The following is a 15,243-nucleotide window of genomic DNA, read 5'->3' on the forward strand; positions in this document are numbered from 1 at the left end:
CCCCGAGCGCGTCGGCCTCGACGTCGGGCACCTCCGCCTCGATCGGCGTGGCGTCTTCTCCGGCACCGTAGGCCGTACCGGCAGCAAGACCGGCGGCACCACCGAGACCGCCACCGACGACGGCTCCGACCGCGCACCCGGCAGCCAGCCCGCCTGCCGCACCGGCGGCGGTCGCCGCGACGCCGCTGGTGACCGGAGCCGCACCGGGGATCGGCAGCGGCACCATCGTCCCGGCCATCGCACCACCGATCCCGGCGACCGTGCCGACCGCGAGACTGGTCGGGACGCCCACAGCGGCACACCCTGCGGCCGCACCTGCACCGGCGCCGAGGGCGGTGCCGGCGACCTGCGCCGAGGCGATGCGCTCGGCTTCGGTGGTCTCGAGGCCGACCGACCGCCACGCGTCGGTGACCTGGGCCTCGACCACCGCGGTGGAGTTGTTGGTGCGTTCGGCGTCGATGTCGGACACCCAGTTCGGCTGCTCGAATACGACACGGCCCATGCGCATCTTGTCCTTGGGCGCCTGGATCGGCACGGTCGGGTCGAGCACCGGTGCCGGGGCGTGCAGCTGGCTCCAGTCCACAGCCGGTGTCGCCTCACCCGAGTCGTCGTAGCCGCTGTATCCGCCGCCTCCGGAGTAGTCGGTCGAGTAGTTGCCGGAGTAGTCGGTCGAGTAATCGGTCGAGTAATCGGTCGAGTAATCGGTGGAGTAGTCCACGACGGTGACACCGCCCCCGGTCTGCGGGTCGTACTCACGCGTGCCCTGGTTGTACTGCGCCGGCGGCGCCACCCAGAAGCTGCTGTCGGCCTTCGGCTCCGACACGCTCGGCGCAGGCGTTTCGGTGGCGGTGGTGCCGCCGGTCTGCGCTTCGCTGGTCACACCCTCCTGGGTGGTACCGCCGGTCACTCCGCCCTGGATCGGCTCGGCCGACGCCGGGCCCGCCACCAGCGTGGACATCCCGAACGCGGCGGTGGCCACCGCCAGCGCCGTCGCGGTGGTCTTCGCCGACCGGCGGCGGTGCCGACCCTGTGCACGGCGCGCGGCGCGGTTTCCGGAATAGGTTTCGATGCTCATCTGTACCTCTCGGTGCCTTCGATTCGACCTGGTCGAGGTCGCATATGACGTGGAAGTGAAGAAGGGGAAGAGCCCACCGCGCAGCGGGGGCAACGACTCAGCCAGCAGCACCCCTACCGATCCGGGTGACGGTCGCCGCGAGCACGGTCAACGCGTCGCGGGTCTCGCGGCGCAGCTGGGAGAGCACGATCCGCTCCCCCGAGGCGAAGACCGGCTCGAACGGCATCCGGCACACCGACACCCCGAGCGCGGTGAACGCCTCCACGGCCTCGGTCTCGACCATCGGCGCATCCCCGGGACCGTCCGTGATGACCACGACGGTGCGAGCGAGCACATCCGGGCGGACCGCGGAGATCGCGGTGAGGGTGCGCTGCGCGGCCACCGCGGCGTCGCGGCGCAGCGGGACCGGAACAACGACTGTGTGCGCGGCGGTGATCGCCCACTGCCAGCTGCCGCAGTGGCTGGCGTTGCCGGTGTCGGCGAGCAGCAGATCGTAGTGGCGTTCGAGGATCGCGCCCAGTGTGGCAGCGTCCTGAAAGCTCAGCGGCGCCGCGGCCTCCGCCTTTCCGGCGATGACGTACGAGCCGCTCGGCTGGCGGGTCAGATAGCGGCTGAGGGCGGACGGGCGCACCTGCTGCGGCGCCGCGCCGAGGTCCGCGAGCAGCGCCGCCGCGTCCTGCCGCGCGGCCGGGGGGACCGCGACGCGGTCGGCGAAGCTGCCGCCGATCTCGCCGAGGTCCAGGCACGCGGCCGTGGCGGGGCCACGGTATTCGGCGATCGTCTCGGCCAGCGCGATCGACATCGGGGTTTTGCCGACGCCACCTTTGAGGTTGACGAAGGTGATCACCGCGCTCTCCGGCAGCGGCCCGGCGATCGTGGCCTGCGCATCGCGCAGCCGCATCTCGAGCGAGTCCGCTTTCGGGGCGAGGGTGAGGCCGAGCATCGCGTTGAGGCGGCCCCGCATCCCGATCCGGGCCGGTTTCCCCGCGGCGGGGTTCACACCCGGCGCGGACAACACCGGCAGCGGACCACGGAGCGGCCCTGTGGTCGCGTCTGCGGGCCGAACCGGTGCCGCGGTGGGTGTGGGGGACGGTGCGGGCCGTGCGGCTGTCCGGACGGGCTGGGCGGGCACCTCGTAGGTGATCGGTTCGGCGGCCACCATCACCGGCCCGGCCGGCGCCGCGGGGACAGGCTCCGCGGCCACCGGGACGGGCTCAGCCGCCACGACAGGGATGGGCACGCTCGGAGCGCTTTCGGTGAGCTTGCCGTCGGTGCCGACCGTGAGGAACCGAGTGTCTTTGCCCGTCCGGTAGACGACCTCGACAGCGGACTGCTGCTCGACCGCAATACTGCGCACGAACTCGTGCACCACAGCAGCCAGGGCCTTGTCCTCGGTCGCGGTCAGTTCCATCGGCGGCACGTCCGCACCGGCGAGCTTCGCGCGGGCGGTCGTCGCGGAGGTCGCCTCGATTTCCACGGTCGGCGCCATCGTCAGTTCCCGCCGAAGGCACCGGCGCCGGCCAGTGCGGTGTCCATGTCCTCGACGACGGCCTCGGTCGCTTCCAGCTCGGCCAGGGCCTTCTCCCGGGCCTTGCCTTCCGGCAGTGCTTCGATGACCGCGCGGCGCTTGGCCGAGGCGTCGCGGATCTCGGCGAGTCGGTCGCGGGTCAGTTCCTGCTTCTCGTCGAGCTTGGCCAGCCACACCGGCGAGGTCTCTTTGAAGTAGTCACGCAGGGCCTTGATGACGGGGTCGTTGGCACCCTTGGCGACGAACGGGCCACGCAGCGCGGCGACGTCCTCGGTGGTGGGGGTGATCGACTGGGAGATGCGGCGGGTCATGGAGCGTCCTTTCGAGGGTGACTACTTGGATGGGTCAGGGGTGGAAGAGCATCGCGTCGATGGCAGCAGTGGCGGCCGACGCCGGGCGGTACATGTCGTTTTTCGAGGTGCTCATGCGGGCGCTCCCACGAGGTCGGGTTCGGGCAGGACGACGACGCCGGTGGCGTCGAAGGTGATGCGGGTCTTGACCCGTCCGGTGCCGACGGTCAGGACGGTCGAGGTCACCTCTCCCTTGGGGCTGCGGCGGACATCGACCTCGTCGACGGTGACCGGCACCAGCTCGCCGTCCTCGTCGTCGATCAGCACGGTCTGTCCCGCGGTCACACTCGACGCCGGAATGGCATCGGCGACGTCGTCGTCGAGCTCCGGTTCCGGCTCGGGTTCGGGGACGCGCTTGGCCATCGACACCGCGGCCTCGTCGCCGCGGCCCGCCCCGATGACGATCGGTTCCGGCACGCTGCCGTGGCTGCGAGCCCGCTTCGCCAGCGCGCGTTCGGATTCGATGAACTCGGCCAGTTCCGGCGAGTAGCAGGTGAACTGCGGCGCCTCGGTCGGCATCAAGCCGTCGATGATCGCTTTCTCACCACCCGACAGCTGATTCCACTTGTTCGGATGCTTATCGACGTTCGGGGTCCACCACATCTGCGCATCAACCGGGGAGCCGTCGTCACCGAGCGCGATCCCGCGGCCTTTGACCGAGGTGTCGACCTCACGCCCGACGGTGGAATCGCCCCACATCATCAGCGCGCCGTCCTGCGAGAGGTTGCCGAGCGAAATACGGGTGCCGAAGTTGTCACGCGCGTTACCGGAGGCGCCGCCGAACAGGGACGCATCCGGACGCTGCACACCGAGCAACAGGCGGATACCGGCCGAACGGGCGAGCACCGCGAGATCCGCCCATGCCCCGAGCGGATCGAGTTCTTTGAGCAACGCTTTCGTTTCGTCGTCGCCGGTCTTGGCCAGGCGCTGCCACTTGCCCGACAGGATGAAGAATTCGTCGAGCACCGCGATCATCAGCGGCAGCTGCGAGCCTTCGATCTTCATCTGATGGATGTAGGCGTTGCGGGCCATCATCTCGGTGTGCAGGGCGCGCACGAACATCGCTGCGCGCAGCGCGTCGTAGATGATCGCCCCGCACCCCGGGTAGCCCTCGAGGCCGTCGAGTTCGATCATCTTCGGATCGACCCCCACGAACGGGATACCGCGGCGTGCGGCTTCGGTGAGCAGCGTGCGGATCACCGAGGTCTTACCGCCACCGGTGGGGCCGACGATCAGGCAGTGCGGCTTGTTCGAGCTGGTGGATACATCCCAGAACATGATCCGGTCGGCGCTGCCGGTCGCGTAGGGAAGGTGGCGCAGGCTCTCGTCGACCAGGTCGAGCGGGTGGTCCACCCGGGTGGGCATGGCGGTGACCAGACGCATCACGAGGTAGCCCTTGTCGGGGTACCAGTCGCTGGTCCAGTTTCGGCCGGATTCGTGCTCACCGGCGAGCGAGGCGAGGGCTTCCTCGACTTTCATCTGGAAACCGGGTGAGCCGGTGTTCATCGACTTCTCGAACTCGATCCGGTATCCGGTCTCGATACCGTTCTCGTCGATGGTCTCGACGCAGACCTTGGGGTTGGTGAAGATCGAGGCGCCGTCGAGCGCATCCTGAAGAGCTTTCTGCCGCTCGCTGCGGGTGTCCGGGGCAATCGGGGTGCGGGTGAGAACAAGCCGGTCGCGACTGGCCTCGTGCCGCACCGTCATGGCCCATGACTCGCTGCCACCGAACGCCGACTCCACCGCGCGGGACAGCTCCTCGAACTGCTTGGGCCGGATCACCGCGCCGCGCGGCATTTTGATCGTTGCGCGGCGGATCGTGCGCCAGCTGGTGGGCAGCGGGACCGTGACCTTCGTCGGGATGTGACCGGTGCTCTGCCGAACCATCGATTCGAGCATCTGCGACCACCGACGAGAACGGTGACGGGAAATATCAGCAGCGATCAGCGGAACGGTCACCGCCGCCAGCGGCCACCGGTAGTCGTGCAGCTGGATCAGCGCATCGACGACAGCGGCGCTGCCGGCGGCGGAGGCAATGAGGTTCGGACTGGAGAACGCCGCGGCAGCGGGCACCGCCGTCAGCGGTGAGGCGGGCACGAAGCGTCGGACACCAGTAGGCCGGCCGTCGTCGCCGACCTGACCGCCGCGAGTGGTGCCGTTGTCGCCGAATGTGTCGCGCCACGCAGCGACCGCCCAGTCTTTGAGTGGGTCTGGAGTTCCGCTCACTGCCTGCGCCTTTCGCTCGTGTCGGTCTCGTTCGGGGCGAGGTTCTGTTCGTGCCCGCGAGAAGAGTTGCAGAGGGTCCCCGTTTTCACCAACAGGGTGAACACGTTCCAGCACGCTCGGATGAGCCGATTTCGGGTGCGGGTCGTGATCGGCCGATTGGTGTGCCGTCCAACATGTTCGAAGTGTGTCGAGAGCGAGGCATGTTCGGCGCTCGATTCACCGTCGTCTCGGGCGCTGACCGCAGCCGTGCACAGTGCTCACGCATCGCTGCGGTGAGCGCTCGGCACAGCGGTCGAGAACGCACTCGCATCACGCTGTGTCGAGCGCTCAATCGAGCGGTCGAGAACGCACTCGCATCACGCTGTGTCGAGCGCTCAATCGAGCGGTCGAGAACGCACTCGCATCACGCTGTGTCGAGCGCTCATTCGAGCGGTGCATACAGCGGTCGCACACCGCTGCGGTGAGCGCTCGACCGAGCGTGTGCACTTGTTCTTGCGAGCGGTGAATTGAGCGCTCCCCACACCGCCGACTCACACCACCAGCGAGCGCAGTCCCGACCGGTGTATCGAGCGCTTCGGATAGCGTTCGACATGGGCGGTTGCGAATAGCGTTGGCGCCCGGCGGAATTCTGAGTTACACTCCCCCCCAAGGAACGCCGGGGGGGAGTGACCCCTTAAGGGGTGGCCCCCGCGAGCGCTTTTTCGAGCGGTCGAATCCACCGCTGAAATCCATCACCGAATCCATCGCTGTTGTCGAGCGCTCATTCGAGCGCTTTTTCCCGTGCTCGGTCGGCGCCCTCCGCGCAGCCTTTCTCCCACGGTCCGATCACCGCTCGTCGAACCCTGCTCTCGCACTGTGTGCGTACGGCGCCGGTATATGCGTACTGAGCACCCCTATGTGGGCATAGAGCTACTACCGCCCCATAGGCATCCGAAGGACGCCGACGAACGCGTCACTTTCGTGTGCGCTGAGAGCGTGTGCGTGGACCGCCACTGCGAACCATGCGAGCGCGTATGTGAACGCCACTGCGACGCACCGGTACCCGCGTCATGTCTGCACCGGTTTCCGGTGATGTGTGTCGATGCGCGTTTTTCGGGTTCGATCTGCCCGTCGACCTCGGCGGATGCGCGCGGTCGGAGCGTTCACCCTGTTGGGGGAATTCGCCGTGCCGTTTTACGGTCTCGGCCATCCCATCTCGGGTGTACCGGCCGAACCACCACTGGAGTGTTCATGTCTCTCGCATCGAGCTTTGTCGAACTGGCGACCATCCCGCGCGGCGACGCGCTTGCCCAGACCACCGAGGTCAGCACCACCGGTGTGCGGGCGTGGATCGAAGACAACATCGTCTTCACGATTCTCGTGCTGATCGCATGTGTGGTGTTGATGGGTGGTCTGCGCGGCAACTTCTCGAAGGTGGTCACTGTCGGCGGTCTCTCGCTCATCGGCATGGCGTACATGGGCATCGCCACCAATCCGGATGCGGCGACCGGAATCGGCAACTGGGTGCTCGGTCTGATCGGCATCCAGGTCGCGTGAGCACCATGCGCGAGCACCGACCGACGACCGGAGGGCACTGACCGTGATCGACAACGACGACATGCTGCATCGGGTGGATCGACACTATCTCGGTCCGACCGGTTTCACGCTGCCGTTTCGGCTGCGCTACGCCGCGGTCGGGCTCGGCGCGGTCATCTTGGTGACCGTCTTCGTCGTGGCCCGCGCACTCGTGCAGGTTCCGCTCGGTTTCCAGTCGCTCGTGGTGATCGTCGGGGTCAGCGCGGTGCTGACCTCGAAGGTGACGAAGTACGTCAATGCCGATCGCCCGGTCCGGTCGGTGGTCAAGGCCGCGTGGAACGACCTGAACGCACCGCGCCCGCCCAAGCCGGGTCAGACCGTCACGGTCCGCATCCCCGCCGCTTTCCGTACCTCGCGTAGCGCACAGGTCCACGACAGCGGGTTGCACTCCGGCGACCTCGTCACCCGCGACACCGACACCTCGTCGAACGAAGGGAACTTCTCCCGATGACCATGCAGTCCGACAACGACATCGCCGCGCTGTTCGATCCGAACTTCGACGAGCCCGAACCCGCGGTCGTTCCCCCGGGCGCGCTCCCCCCGTCATGGGCGGCCGCAATGGCGGCAGGACGCGGCCCCACACCCGCTGCGTCCGCTCCGATGCCGGCGCCGGAACTGGCGTGGTCCCGGATGCCCGACAGCCGCATGGCTGCGCCTGCCGCAGCGGCTCCTCCGCCGGTCGCGCTCGAGGTCGACGAAGAGCAGTCCGGAAAGCGACCACGCGGACGGAAGAAGCGCGGCAAGAACACCGACTCAAACGACGAGTTCGCTCGGCAGGCCAAAGCAGCGCGCACGCGCGCCGACCGTGACCGCAAAGCGGTGCGTCTCGAGCTGGTCGGGGTCGAAGGCAACGTCACCCGCACCCGCACGCAGTCCACCGCGTGGTTCGTCCAGCCGCCCGGCCCGTGGAACATGCGCCCGGTGGGCCGGCAGCGCCGCTACATCCAGAACGAAGCCCTGGTACTGGCGAACCTCGCCGAAGCCGGCGTGACCGGACTGCACCGCCGCCTGGTGCGCACCCCGTGGCCGGTGCGCCAGTGGGCCCAATCTCACGACACATGGGCCGAACCGATCCCCGACGTCCCCGGAGCACTGTCGTGGGCGGACTATCTGCGCGGCCAGCAGCACGCACTGCTGTGGGGCAACCCGACCCAGAAGGGCCGCTACTGGGGCGTGGAGCTACCGCCACGTTCGACACTGGCGATCGGGCTCGACACCGTCTCCGAATGGTTGCTTCCCGTCGTCGATGCCCCGCTGGTGGGGCGTGTGGCGAAGATGGTGCGCAGATGGGCGCGCACCGCGTTCCTGGGCGAGCAGAAGGCCATTGCCGATCACCTCGCCACGATCGAGCGCGTCCTGTCGGGCCAAGGTGCGGCTGCTCGGCCTGCCACCGCCGCGCAGATGGATTATCTGTTGCTGCGCTCGGCCTCGCTCGGACTGCCGCTCGATGCCGAGGGTGTGATCTCCGGCGGCGGCGAGTGGGAGCAGTCCGATGTGGCTGCGCTCGAAGACCTCACCGATCTCGCGCTGACTCCCGGAGACGGCTACACCACCGTGCGCGGTCAGGTCGGGGGCCGCGATTACAGCGGTTACGCGATCGTGCTCACGGTCGGGCGTATGGCGCCGCTGCCGATCCCGGAGCGGATGCTGCCGTGGCAGGTCATCGGTGACCAGTCCGGTGAACCGCTCGAATGGTCCGAACGCATCCGCCTGAAGACCAAGAATCAGACCGTCAACAAGTTGCGCCGGTTGACCTCGAGCATCGAGGCCCAGTTCGACCACTACACCGTCGAACACGACCAGGTACCGCCCCAGGAACTCGCCGAGCAACACGCACTCGCCCAGCGCGTGATCTCCGACATCGAAGAAGACCACTCGGGTCTGTCGGCGCGCACCGAAGGCTGGTACCGCGTCGTCGTGGTGGGTTCGACACCGGCCGAGGCCAAGGAAAAGGTCTCGATGCTCCAGGAGATGTACGCCCCGCACATCCGCCTCGAACAGGAACACGGCCAGTACCAGCTGTTGCGCGAATTCATGCCCGGCGAACCACTCGCGAACATCGCGCACTGCCGCCGCATGAACGTCGAATCGCTCTCCGCCGGCATGGCCGCGGTCGGCGACCGCATCGGGGACCGCACCGGTGTCGTGATCGGCGAGACCGCCTCGATCGCACCGCGACCGGCGGTGTGGGATCTGTTCGCCGCACACGAGACCAAGGACAAGTCCGGTCTGACACCGATCGTCGCGGTCCCCGGCTCAGGCAAGACGTTCCTCGCAGGAATGCTCCTCTACCAAGCCGTGCGGGCCGGCGCCTACGGTGTGGTGCTCGACCCGTCCGGACCACTCAAAAAACTCGCGCAGCTCCCCGAGTTCCGCGGCATCGCCGAAGTCCAGGCACTGACCGGCCGCACCTCACGCCCGGGTTCGCTCAACCCGTATCGGGTGATCGTCGATCCGCGCCGCGACGACCCCGATTACGAGCCTTCGAGCCCGGATTACGCGGACGATCTCGACCCGGTGGCGGCCGCGCAGTCGCAGTTCGAGGCCGATGTGCGGGCCGCGGCCGCAGAGCGGATCTCCGTGGCGGTGTCGGTCCTGAAGATGATGCTCACCCCTGCGCGGCTCGATCACGAGTGGACCGAGACGGTGCTTCAGACGGCGGCGAACATGGTCGGCGGCGAGCGGCACCACAATTTGCGTGAAGTCCTCGAAGCCATCGCCACGCTCGCCGGCGAGGACGAGAACGTCGACCTGCGGACGTGCGCGAAGAGTGTGTATCAGGACTTGACGATGATGTCCGACCTCGCCGAGGCCCGAGTGTTGTTCCCTGAGCGCGGGACTACCGGAGATACGGACGACGTCGTCAACGATCGCATTCGCCTGACGGTGTTGACGATGCCTGGTCTGCAACTGCCGCCCGAGGGCACCGATCCGTCGCAGTGGACCCCGCAGCAGCGGATGGCCGGGCCGTTGATGCACATGGCCGCGTGGCTGGCCAACCGTCTGGTCTACGAGCTGCCGCGCTACGAGCGCAAGGTGCTGTTCCTCGATGAGAACAAGTACCTCGAGCAGACCGGTGCCGGGCGCACGTTGAACCTGCGCATTGCGCGTGATTCGCGCAAGTACAAGGTCCGCGCGCTGGTGTGCTCGCAGTTGCCGGACGACTATCTCGGTGTCGACGGCACCGATGACAAGTCGGCGCTGACGTATGAGGTGATCCTCGGTGATCTCGGGGGCAACGCTCACGCCATCGCGGGCGCACTGAAGCTGCTGAACCTGCCGGCCGGTGAAGGCTACGAAGCGCTGCTGGCCGACCTCGGTGGCGGCGGCGAGGACACTTTCGATCCGGACACCAGCACCGAGCGTGTGGATCAGGCACGGCGGTTCATCGTGAAGATGGCCGACGACATCGAGTTGATCCGGTCGGACTGGACGCATTTCGTGCATCTGGCGCATGTGTTCGAGGCGTTGGATTCGCGGGCGACCCGCGCTGCGATGGGTGGCGCGTCATGAGCGCGCAGCGGCCCCGGACCGCCCTGAGCGGACAGCACACGTCCCCACGCCGTGTCGGGTGGCGCATCACGAGCCCGCAGCAGCCTCGATCCACCATGAGTGGGCAGCCCACGTCCCTGCACCGTGTCGGATGGCGCATCACGAGCCCGCAGCCGCCCCGAGCCGCCCTGAACGGGCTGCGCCCTGCCCCGCGCCGTGTCGGGTGGCCTACGGGACTGATAGTGCGTGTTCTGACCGTGCTGATGCTCGCGGCGATCTCACTGATCGGCGTGGGCACCGGCGTAGCCGCGGCCAGCGGATTCGACTGCAAGGAAGTCCCGTCACCGGAGTTCCCCAACGAGACCATCGAGACGACCTTCGACTCGTCCAGCGCCAACCGCGCTCCCCTCGAAACCGGTGGTGGAACCGGATACGAGAGCTACGGGTGGGCCGGCCTGAAATGGCACACCTACGACCTCGGCTGCGGTGAAGACCTGGTCAAAGCCCCCGGCGCAGTCGGTGACACCACCCTGGGCAACACCTTCTTGACGATCGGCAAATCGCTCGCGGCCGCGGCATTCTGGCTCGACGACCAGACCAAGACCGGACAGGGCGCCGCCGAAGCGGGCATCACGCCCGCGATAACGCAGTTCGACCGCATCATCTATTCGATCTCCGACGGCATGAGCGGGGTCTACACACAGTGGCTGGGAATCGCCCTGACAGTGGTCGCCGCGATCGTGCTGTGGAAAGCATTGAAGGCCGACGCTGCCGGAGTCACGAAAACCTCCGCGATCGCCGCCGCCGGGCTGATGCTCGGCGCACTGTTCGTCGGCGCCCCGCAGAAGGCAGTCCAGGTCGCCGACGAGACATTCGGCTCGCTGATCACCGAAACCCAAGATCAGATCTTCTCGGTGCAGTTCGGGAACGGGCCGGGCGGCGGCACACTCACCGGTGGGCCCACCGACCCGAAGAACGTGCTGATCGACAAAGTCTTTCTGCCGGACTGGCGCACAGGCTGGTTCGGCGCCAACTACGACGCCACGGACGCTGCCGGGCTCGGTCCGAAGCTGCGCGATGCGCTGGCCTTCTCGTACGCGGAGCAGGAGCGAGTCAAGAACGATCCGCAAGCCCAGGCCGAGCTGGCCGAGCAGAAGGCCGACAAGTTCCGCGAGATCGTCGATGCCCTCGAATCCGACTACCAGTTGTCCTATTACCAGTTCCAGGGCAAGGACTCCGGGCGCACCTCCACCGGCTTCCTCGGGATGATCAAGCTGGCCCTGCCGTCGATGCTGTGGATCGGTGCCTCTCTGCTGAAGATCACTGCGCTGCTCGCGATCCGGTTCGCCATCCTGTTCGCGCCGCTGTGGGTGCCGCTGGCGCTCGCTGGTGGAGGTTGGCTGGCCCGCATCCTGCGCATGCTCGCCGCCGCCTACATGTGGGGCGTGGCCGGCGCGGTCATCGTCGCGCTCTACCTGATGGCGCTCGTACAGCTGTATGTCAACGACGACGGGCAGGTCGACGGCACCTGGCGGCTGTGGTTCATGATCCTGCTGACCGTCGTGTGCTGGGCGATCATGCGCCCGTTCAAACGCATGAGCCAGACCTTCACCCAGAACAGCGCGAGCATGGTCAACCGCAAGGCCCGCAGTGTGAAGCAGTCCATCAAGCGCAAGGCCTTTGCTGCTGCCGGCGCCGCCGCCGGAGTACCCGGCGGCCATCTGATCGCCGAGAAGGCCGCCGACCGGTGGGAACGCCGCACCGGTCGTGGCACCGAGAGCGACGACGGAAGCCATCACCGAGCCGACGGCGCAGAGCGGACTCCGACCAGGCCCGAGGGCCGCGGGCTCACGAACCGGCGGCAGCAGGCCCTCTCGAAGTCCAGAGTGGAGGCCCGCAAGGAACGCCTCGGCCTCGATGGCTGTTTCGGCGGCCGTCCTGCCGATACCGCGGCCGAACGAGATGCCCGCATCGCCGGGATCGCCGCTGTGGCCAGCCGGGACCTCGCCCGTGGGAAGACCCCGGTCGAGGGCACAGCCGCCGAACGGGCCGCCGCGACCGGCGTCTCCGCGTGGCGGCGACTGGACAAGGACGAGGCCGAGAGCCGCCGTCAGGAACGGACGGCCCGCAAGGAACTGCTGACCGCCAGCAGCGGGCAGCGGTGGGACGGTGGGGATCGATCGGCGATCGCGCCGATGAAGGTCTACACCCCGGATCGCCGTCGCGATTTCGCACGCGCCACCACCAACGCCGCCGCCAGCACCAGTGCCAGCACCGGTCCTCGGCAGTCACGCCGCGCTGCCCTGAGCGGCGAGCAGTCGACGACGGTCCCGGCACCCCGGCCACGGGTCTGGAATGCCCCTGCCCCGTCCGAGCCCACCCCGAGAGACAGGTACCTCTGATGACTCGGTCCGGACCCAACCCTGTGCTCGCGCCGATCCGCCGGTGGGTGCTCTATTCGCGCACCAACCTGGTTATCTCGGTGGTCGGTGCGATCACGGTGTTGTCGCTGGTCGGCGTGGTGTTCGGCGAGGACCCGCAGCCCCGGACCGTGGAGAGCACTGCCGCGGACTCGACCGCAGCAACCGCCGACACAGCCGGGGCTGCGGCATCCGGGGACGCGATCAGCCACGATCTCGATGAGGTCAGCGAGTCCGCGGTGGTCACCAAGACGGCGGCCTGGGCCGCAGCCAGTGCGCCGGCCACCGCGATGGCATACGCGCACGCCTTCGTCGACACCACGCTCTCGGACACCGAATGGACCCGCGCGCTGGGCCGCTACACCGCGGACACGCCCGGACAGACCACGGTGGCGGCGCGGCCCCGCACTCCTGTGGTCATCACCGGCCCCACAGAGAGCACCCTGATCACCGGCGCCGCAGGAGCGCAGAGCACGCGGGTGACGGTCCCGACGCAGGCCGGGGATCTGTCGGTCTCCGTCGTGGTCGACGAGCTGCCGGACGGCTCCCGGCGGTGGGTGGTCGACACTCCCCTGCCGACGCTGGATCTGTCCGAGGTCGAGAAGCTCGCAGCGGCGGCTCCGGCCTCGGCAGCGGCGGACTCCACACAGGTCACATCCACCCCCCGACCGGCACCGACCTCGACCCCGGCTCCCTCCCCGTCCTCATCCGCGCCGAACGACTCCGAGTCCGAGTCGGAGTCGGAGTCGGAGTCGGAGTCGGAGTCGAGTCGCACGGTCGAGCCCGCCCCCGTTCCGGTGCCGGGTCCGATCCCGATTCCGGAACTCGATACCCCGATCCCGGGACAGCTGTGAACCTCGGCCGCGCCGGCAAGGCGCTGCTACTCAGTGGCGCGGCCTCCGTCGTCATCGGCACAGCCGCGTGTTCGACGGGGGCGCCGGTGATTCCACGGGACCCGTGCCGCACCATCCCCACCGACACCAACACCGACACCGGCAGCTCCGCGGCAGCCTCACCGGACGCAGCGCTGTCGGTCTCCGGCCCGATCCAACTACCAGTCGGTCCTGGAACGGCCACCCACACCTCCGGATTCGGTGCCCGCTGGGGCACACAACATCAGGGCGACGACCTCGCCGGGCCGGTCGGCACCCCGATCTTCGCCGCACTCGACGGCATCGTGGTCGCCGCAGGATCCTCGGGCGAAGGACCGGGGGTCGGGTTCGAGAACTGGGTGATCATCGATTCGAACGTCGACGGCTCCCCCGTGAGCACGGTCTACGGCCACATGTTCGCCGACGGCATCCATGTCACCGCCGGACAGCAGGTCACCGCAGGAGAGCACATCGCCGACATCGGCAACGCCGGCAGCAGCACCGGGCCTCACCTGCACTTCGAGTACTGGCAGGGCGGCCGGTTGCAGGGCGGCACCCCGATCGACCCGGTGACCGTCCTGCCCGAGATCGCCCAGCAGAACGGCGGGACACCGGAGCCCGTCGACGACCAGCACGACGGCGACGGCGACCAGGACAGCAACATCCAGCTCGTCTCCGCGTCCCGGTCGACCGCCGACTGCTCCGGATTCGGCATGGCCGGCGGCGGCGATCTCGCCTTCGGAGCCGTGCCGGCCGAGTTCGAGCCGTGGCTGCGCCGCGCGGGCGGGGTCTGCCCGGAAATCGACTCGCCCCTGCTGGCCGCGCAACTCCAACAGGAAAACAACTTCCGCCACGGACCGAACGCACCCGTCTCACCGTCCGGGGCGATGGGCCCGGCCCAGTTCATGCCCGGCACCTGGGCCACCTGGGGCAAAGACCACGACGGCGACGGCACCATCGATCCGAACTCCATCGGGGATGCCGTGATGTCGCAAGCCCACTTCATGTGCGCGCTCCATCAGGACGTATCCAGCGTGTCGGGTGATCCGATCGAATTGGTGCTGGCGGCCTACAACGCCGGTCCCGGCGCGGTGCTGATGCACCGCGGAATCCCGCCGTATGCGGAAACACAGAACTACGTCGCCAAGATCACCGCGGCCCGCGTGGCGTTCACCAACCCCAACTCACGGGGCCGGTTCCTGCCGAACAGCGCGGGCGACAACGGACAGGTCGTCACCGCCGCGCGCGAATACCTGGGCACCCCATACGTCTGGGGCGGCGGCGGCACCGGAGGTCCCACGGGCGGCGGGTTCGATTGCTCGGGCCTGACCTCGTTCGCGACCCACGCAGCAAGCGCCGGCACGGTCTCGCTCCCCCGCACCTCCGAACAGCAATGGACCGTCGGGGTCGAGATCCCGATCGAGCAGGCACAACCGGGCGATCTCGTCTTCGGCAGCTGGGGCCCGAACGGGCCCGGCCACGTCGGGATCTACTCCGGCAACGGCCAGATGATCCACGCGCCGACAACAGGCGATGTGGTCAAAGAAGCTCCCCTGCACGCAGGGATGAAAGCCCGCAGGGTGATGTGAGGGGACATGTCATCTTGCCTGCCCACAGGGCTTTCGGATGGATGAGGAGCTATATCCGTGGCAGCTGCACCCTCGTTGGGCACATCGAGTACGGACCTCCCATCGTCTGCCGGCGG

General features: G+C 68.2%; 10 protein-coding genes. 6 read left to right on the forward strand and 4 right to left on the reverse strand.

Features of this window, described 5'->3' with window-relative positions:
- The 4 genes from ACZ46K_RS00005 to ACZ46K_RS00020 all read right to left on the reverse strand — a co-directional run.
- Nucleotides 1–1,075, reverse strand: a 1,075-nt coding sequence (locus ACZ46K_RS00005; protein WP_464743163.1) for a hypothetical protein, incomplete at its 3' end; no start/stop codon positions are given.
- 97 nt (nucleotides 1,076–1,172) lie between these two features.
- On the reverse strand, nucleotides 1,173–2,564 hold the full coding sequence (locus tag ACZ46K_RS00010) for a ParA family protein (protein WP_464743165.1): 1,392 nt from the start codon (nucleotides 2,562–2,564) through the stop codon (nucleotides 1,173–1,175).
- Between the two features lie 2 nt (nucleotides 2,565–2,566).
- Entirely contained in the window at nucleotides 2,567–2,914 is a 348-nt protein-coding gene (locus ACZ46K_RS00015) for a hypothetical protein (RefSeq protein WP_054808042.1), read from the reverse strand.
- A gap of 111 nt (nucleotides 2,915–3,025) precedes the next feature.
- Nucleotides 3,026–5,179, reverse strand: a complete 2,154-nt coding sequence (locus ACZ46K_RS00020) for a type IV secretory system conjugative DNA transfer family protein (protein WP_464743167.1) — start codon at nucleotides 5,177–5,179, stop codon at nucleotides 3,026–3,028.
- A gap of 1,230 nt (nucleotides 5,180–6,409) precedes the next feature.
- On the opposite strand from ACZ46K_RS00020, the gene ACZ46K_RS00025 reads away from it, so the two are divergent.
- From ACZ46K_RS00025 to ACZ46K_RS00050, 6 genes are all read left to right on the forward strand, one after another.
- On the forward strand, nucleotides 6,410–6,715 hold the full coding sequence (locus tag ACZ46K_RS00025; RefSeq protein ID WP_054807627.1) for a hypothetical protein: 306 nt from the start codon (nucleotides 6,410–6,412) through the stop codon (nucleotides 6,713–6,715).
- A 43-nt stretch (nucleotides 6,716–6,758) separates the two neighbouring features.
- Nucleotides 6,759–7,205, forward strand: a complete 447-nt coding sequence (locus ACZ46K_RS00030) for a hypothetical protein (protein ID WP_464743169.1) — start codon at nucleotides 6,759–6,761, stop codon at nucleotides 7,203–7,205.
- Nucleotides 7,202–10,267, forward strand: a complete 3,066-nt coding sequence (locus ACZ46K_RS00035) for an ATP-binding protein (protein ID WP_464743171.1) — start codon at nucleotides 7,202–7,204, stop codon at nucleotides 10,265–10,267. Before ACZ46K_RS00030 ends, ACZ46K_RS00035 begins: the two co-directional genes overlap by 4 nt.
- 95 nt (nucleotides 10,268–10,362) lie before the next feature.
- Nucleotides 10,363–12,648, forward strand: coding sequence for a hypothetical protein (locus tag ACZ46K_RS00040; protein WP_464743173.1), 2,286 nt, complete (start codon nucleotides 10,363–10,365; stop codon nucleotides 12,646–12,648).
- Nucleotides 12,648–13,520: a hypothetical protein gene (locus ACZ46K_RS00045; RefSeq protein ID WP_054810552.1), complete on the forward strand. Its 873-nt coding sequence runs from the start codon at nucleotides 12,648–12,650 to the stop codon at nucleotides 13,518–13,520. The genes ACZ46K_RS00040 and ACZ46K_RS00045 overlap by 1 nt, the downstream gene beginning before the upstream one ends.
- The gene (locus tag ACZ46K_RS00050; protein WP_464743175.1) at nucleotides 13,517–15,127 is read left to right on the forward strand and encodes a peptidoglycan DD-metalloendopeptidase family protein; all 1,611 of its coding nucleotides are present in this window, start codon (nucleotides 13,517–13,519) and stop codon (nucleotides 15,125–15,127) included. The genes ACZ46K_RS00045 and ACZ46K_RS00050 overlap by 4 nt, the downstream gene beginning before the upstream one ends.
- The last annotated feature ends 116 nt before the right edge of the window (nucleotides 15,128–15,243 follow it).

This window comes from Rhodococcus sp. JCM 9793 (assembly GCF_055380405.1).

Excerpts from the sequence above, each read along its gene's own strand:
- ACZ46K_RS00045 (WP_054810552.1), top strand. The coding sequence starts at position 12,648 with ATGACTCGGTCCGGACCCAACCCTGTGCTCGCGCCGATCCGCCGGTGG.
- ACZ46K_RS00040 (WP_464743173.1), top strand. The coding sequence starts at position 10,363 with ATGAGTGGGCAGCCCACGTCCCTGCACCGTGTCGGATGGCGCATCACG.
- ACZ46K_RS00010 (WP_464743165.1), bottom strand. The coding sequence starts at position 2,564 with ATGGCGCCGACCGTGGAAATCGAGGCGACCTCCGCGACGACCGCCCGC.
- ACZ46K_RS00015 (WP_054808042.1), bottom strand. The coding sequence starts at position 2,914 with ATGACCCGCCGCATCTCCCAGTCGATCACCCCCACCACCGAGGACGTC.
- ACZ46K_RS00025 (WP_054807627.1), top strand. The coding sequence starts at position 6,410 with ATGTCTCTCGCATCGAGCTTTGTCGAACTGGCGACCATCCCGCGCGGC.
- ACZ46K_RS00035 (WP_464743171.1), top strand. The coding sequence starts at position 7,202 with ATGACCATGCAGTCCGACAACGACATCGCCGCGCTGTTCGATCCGAAC.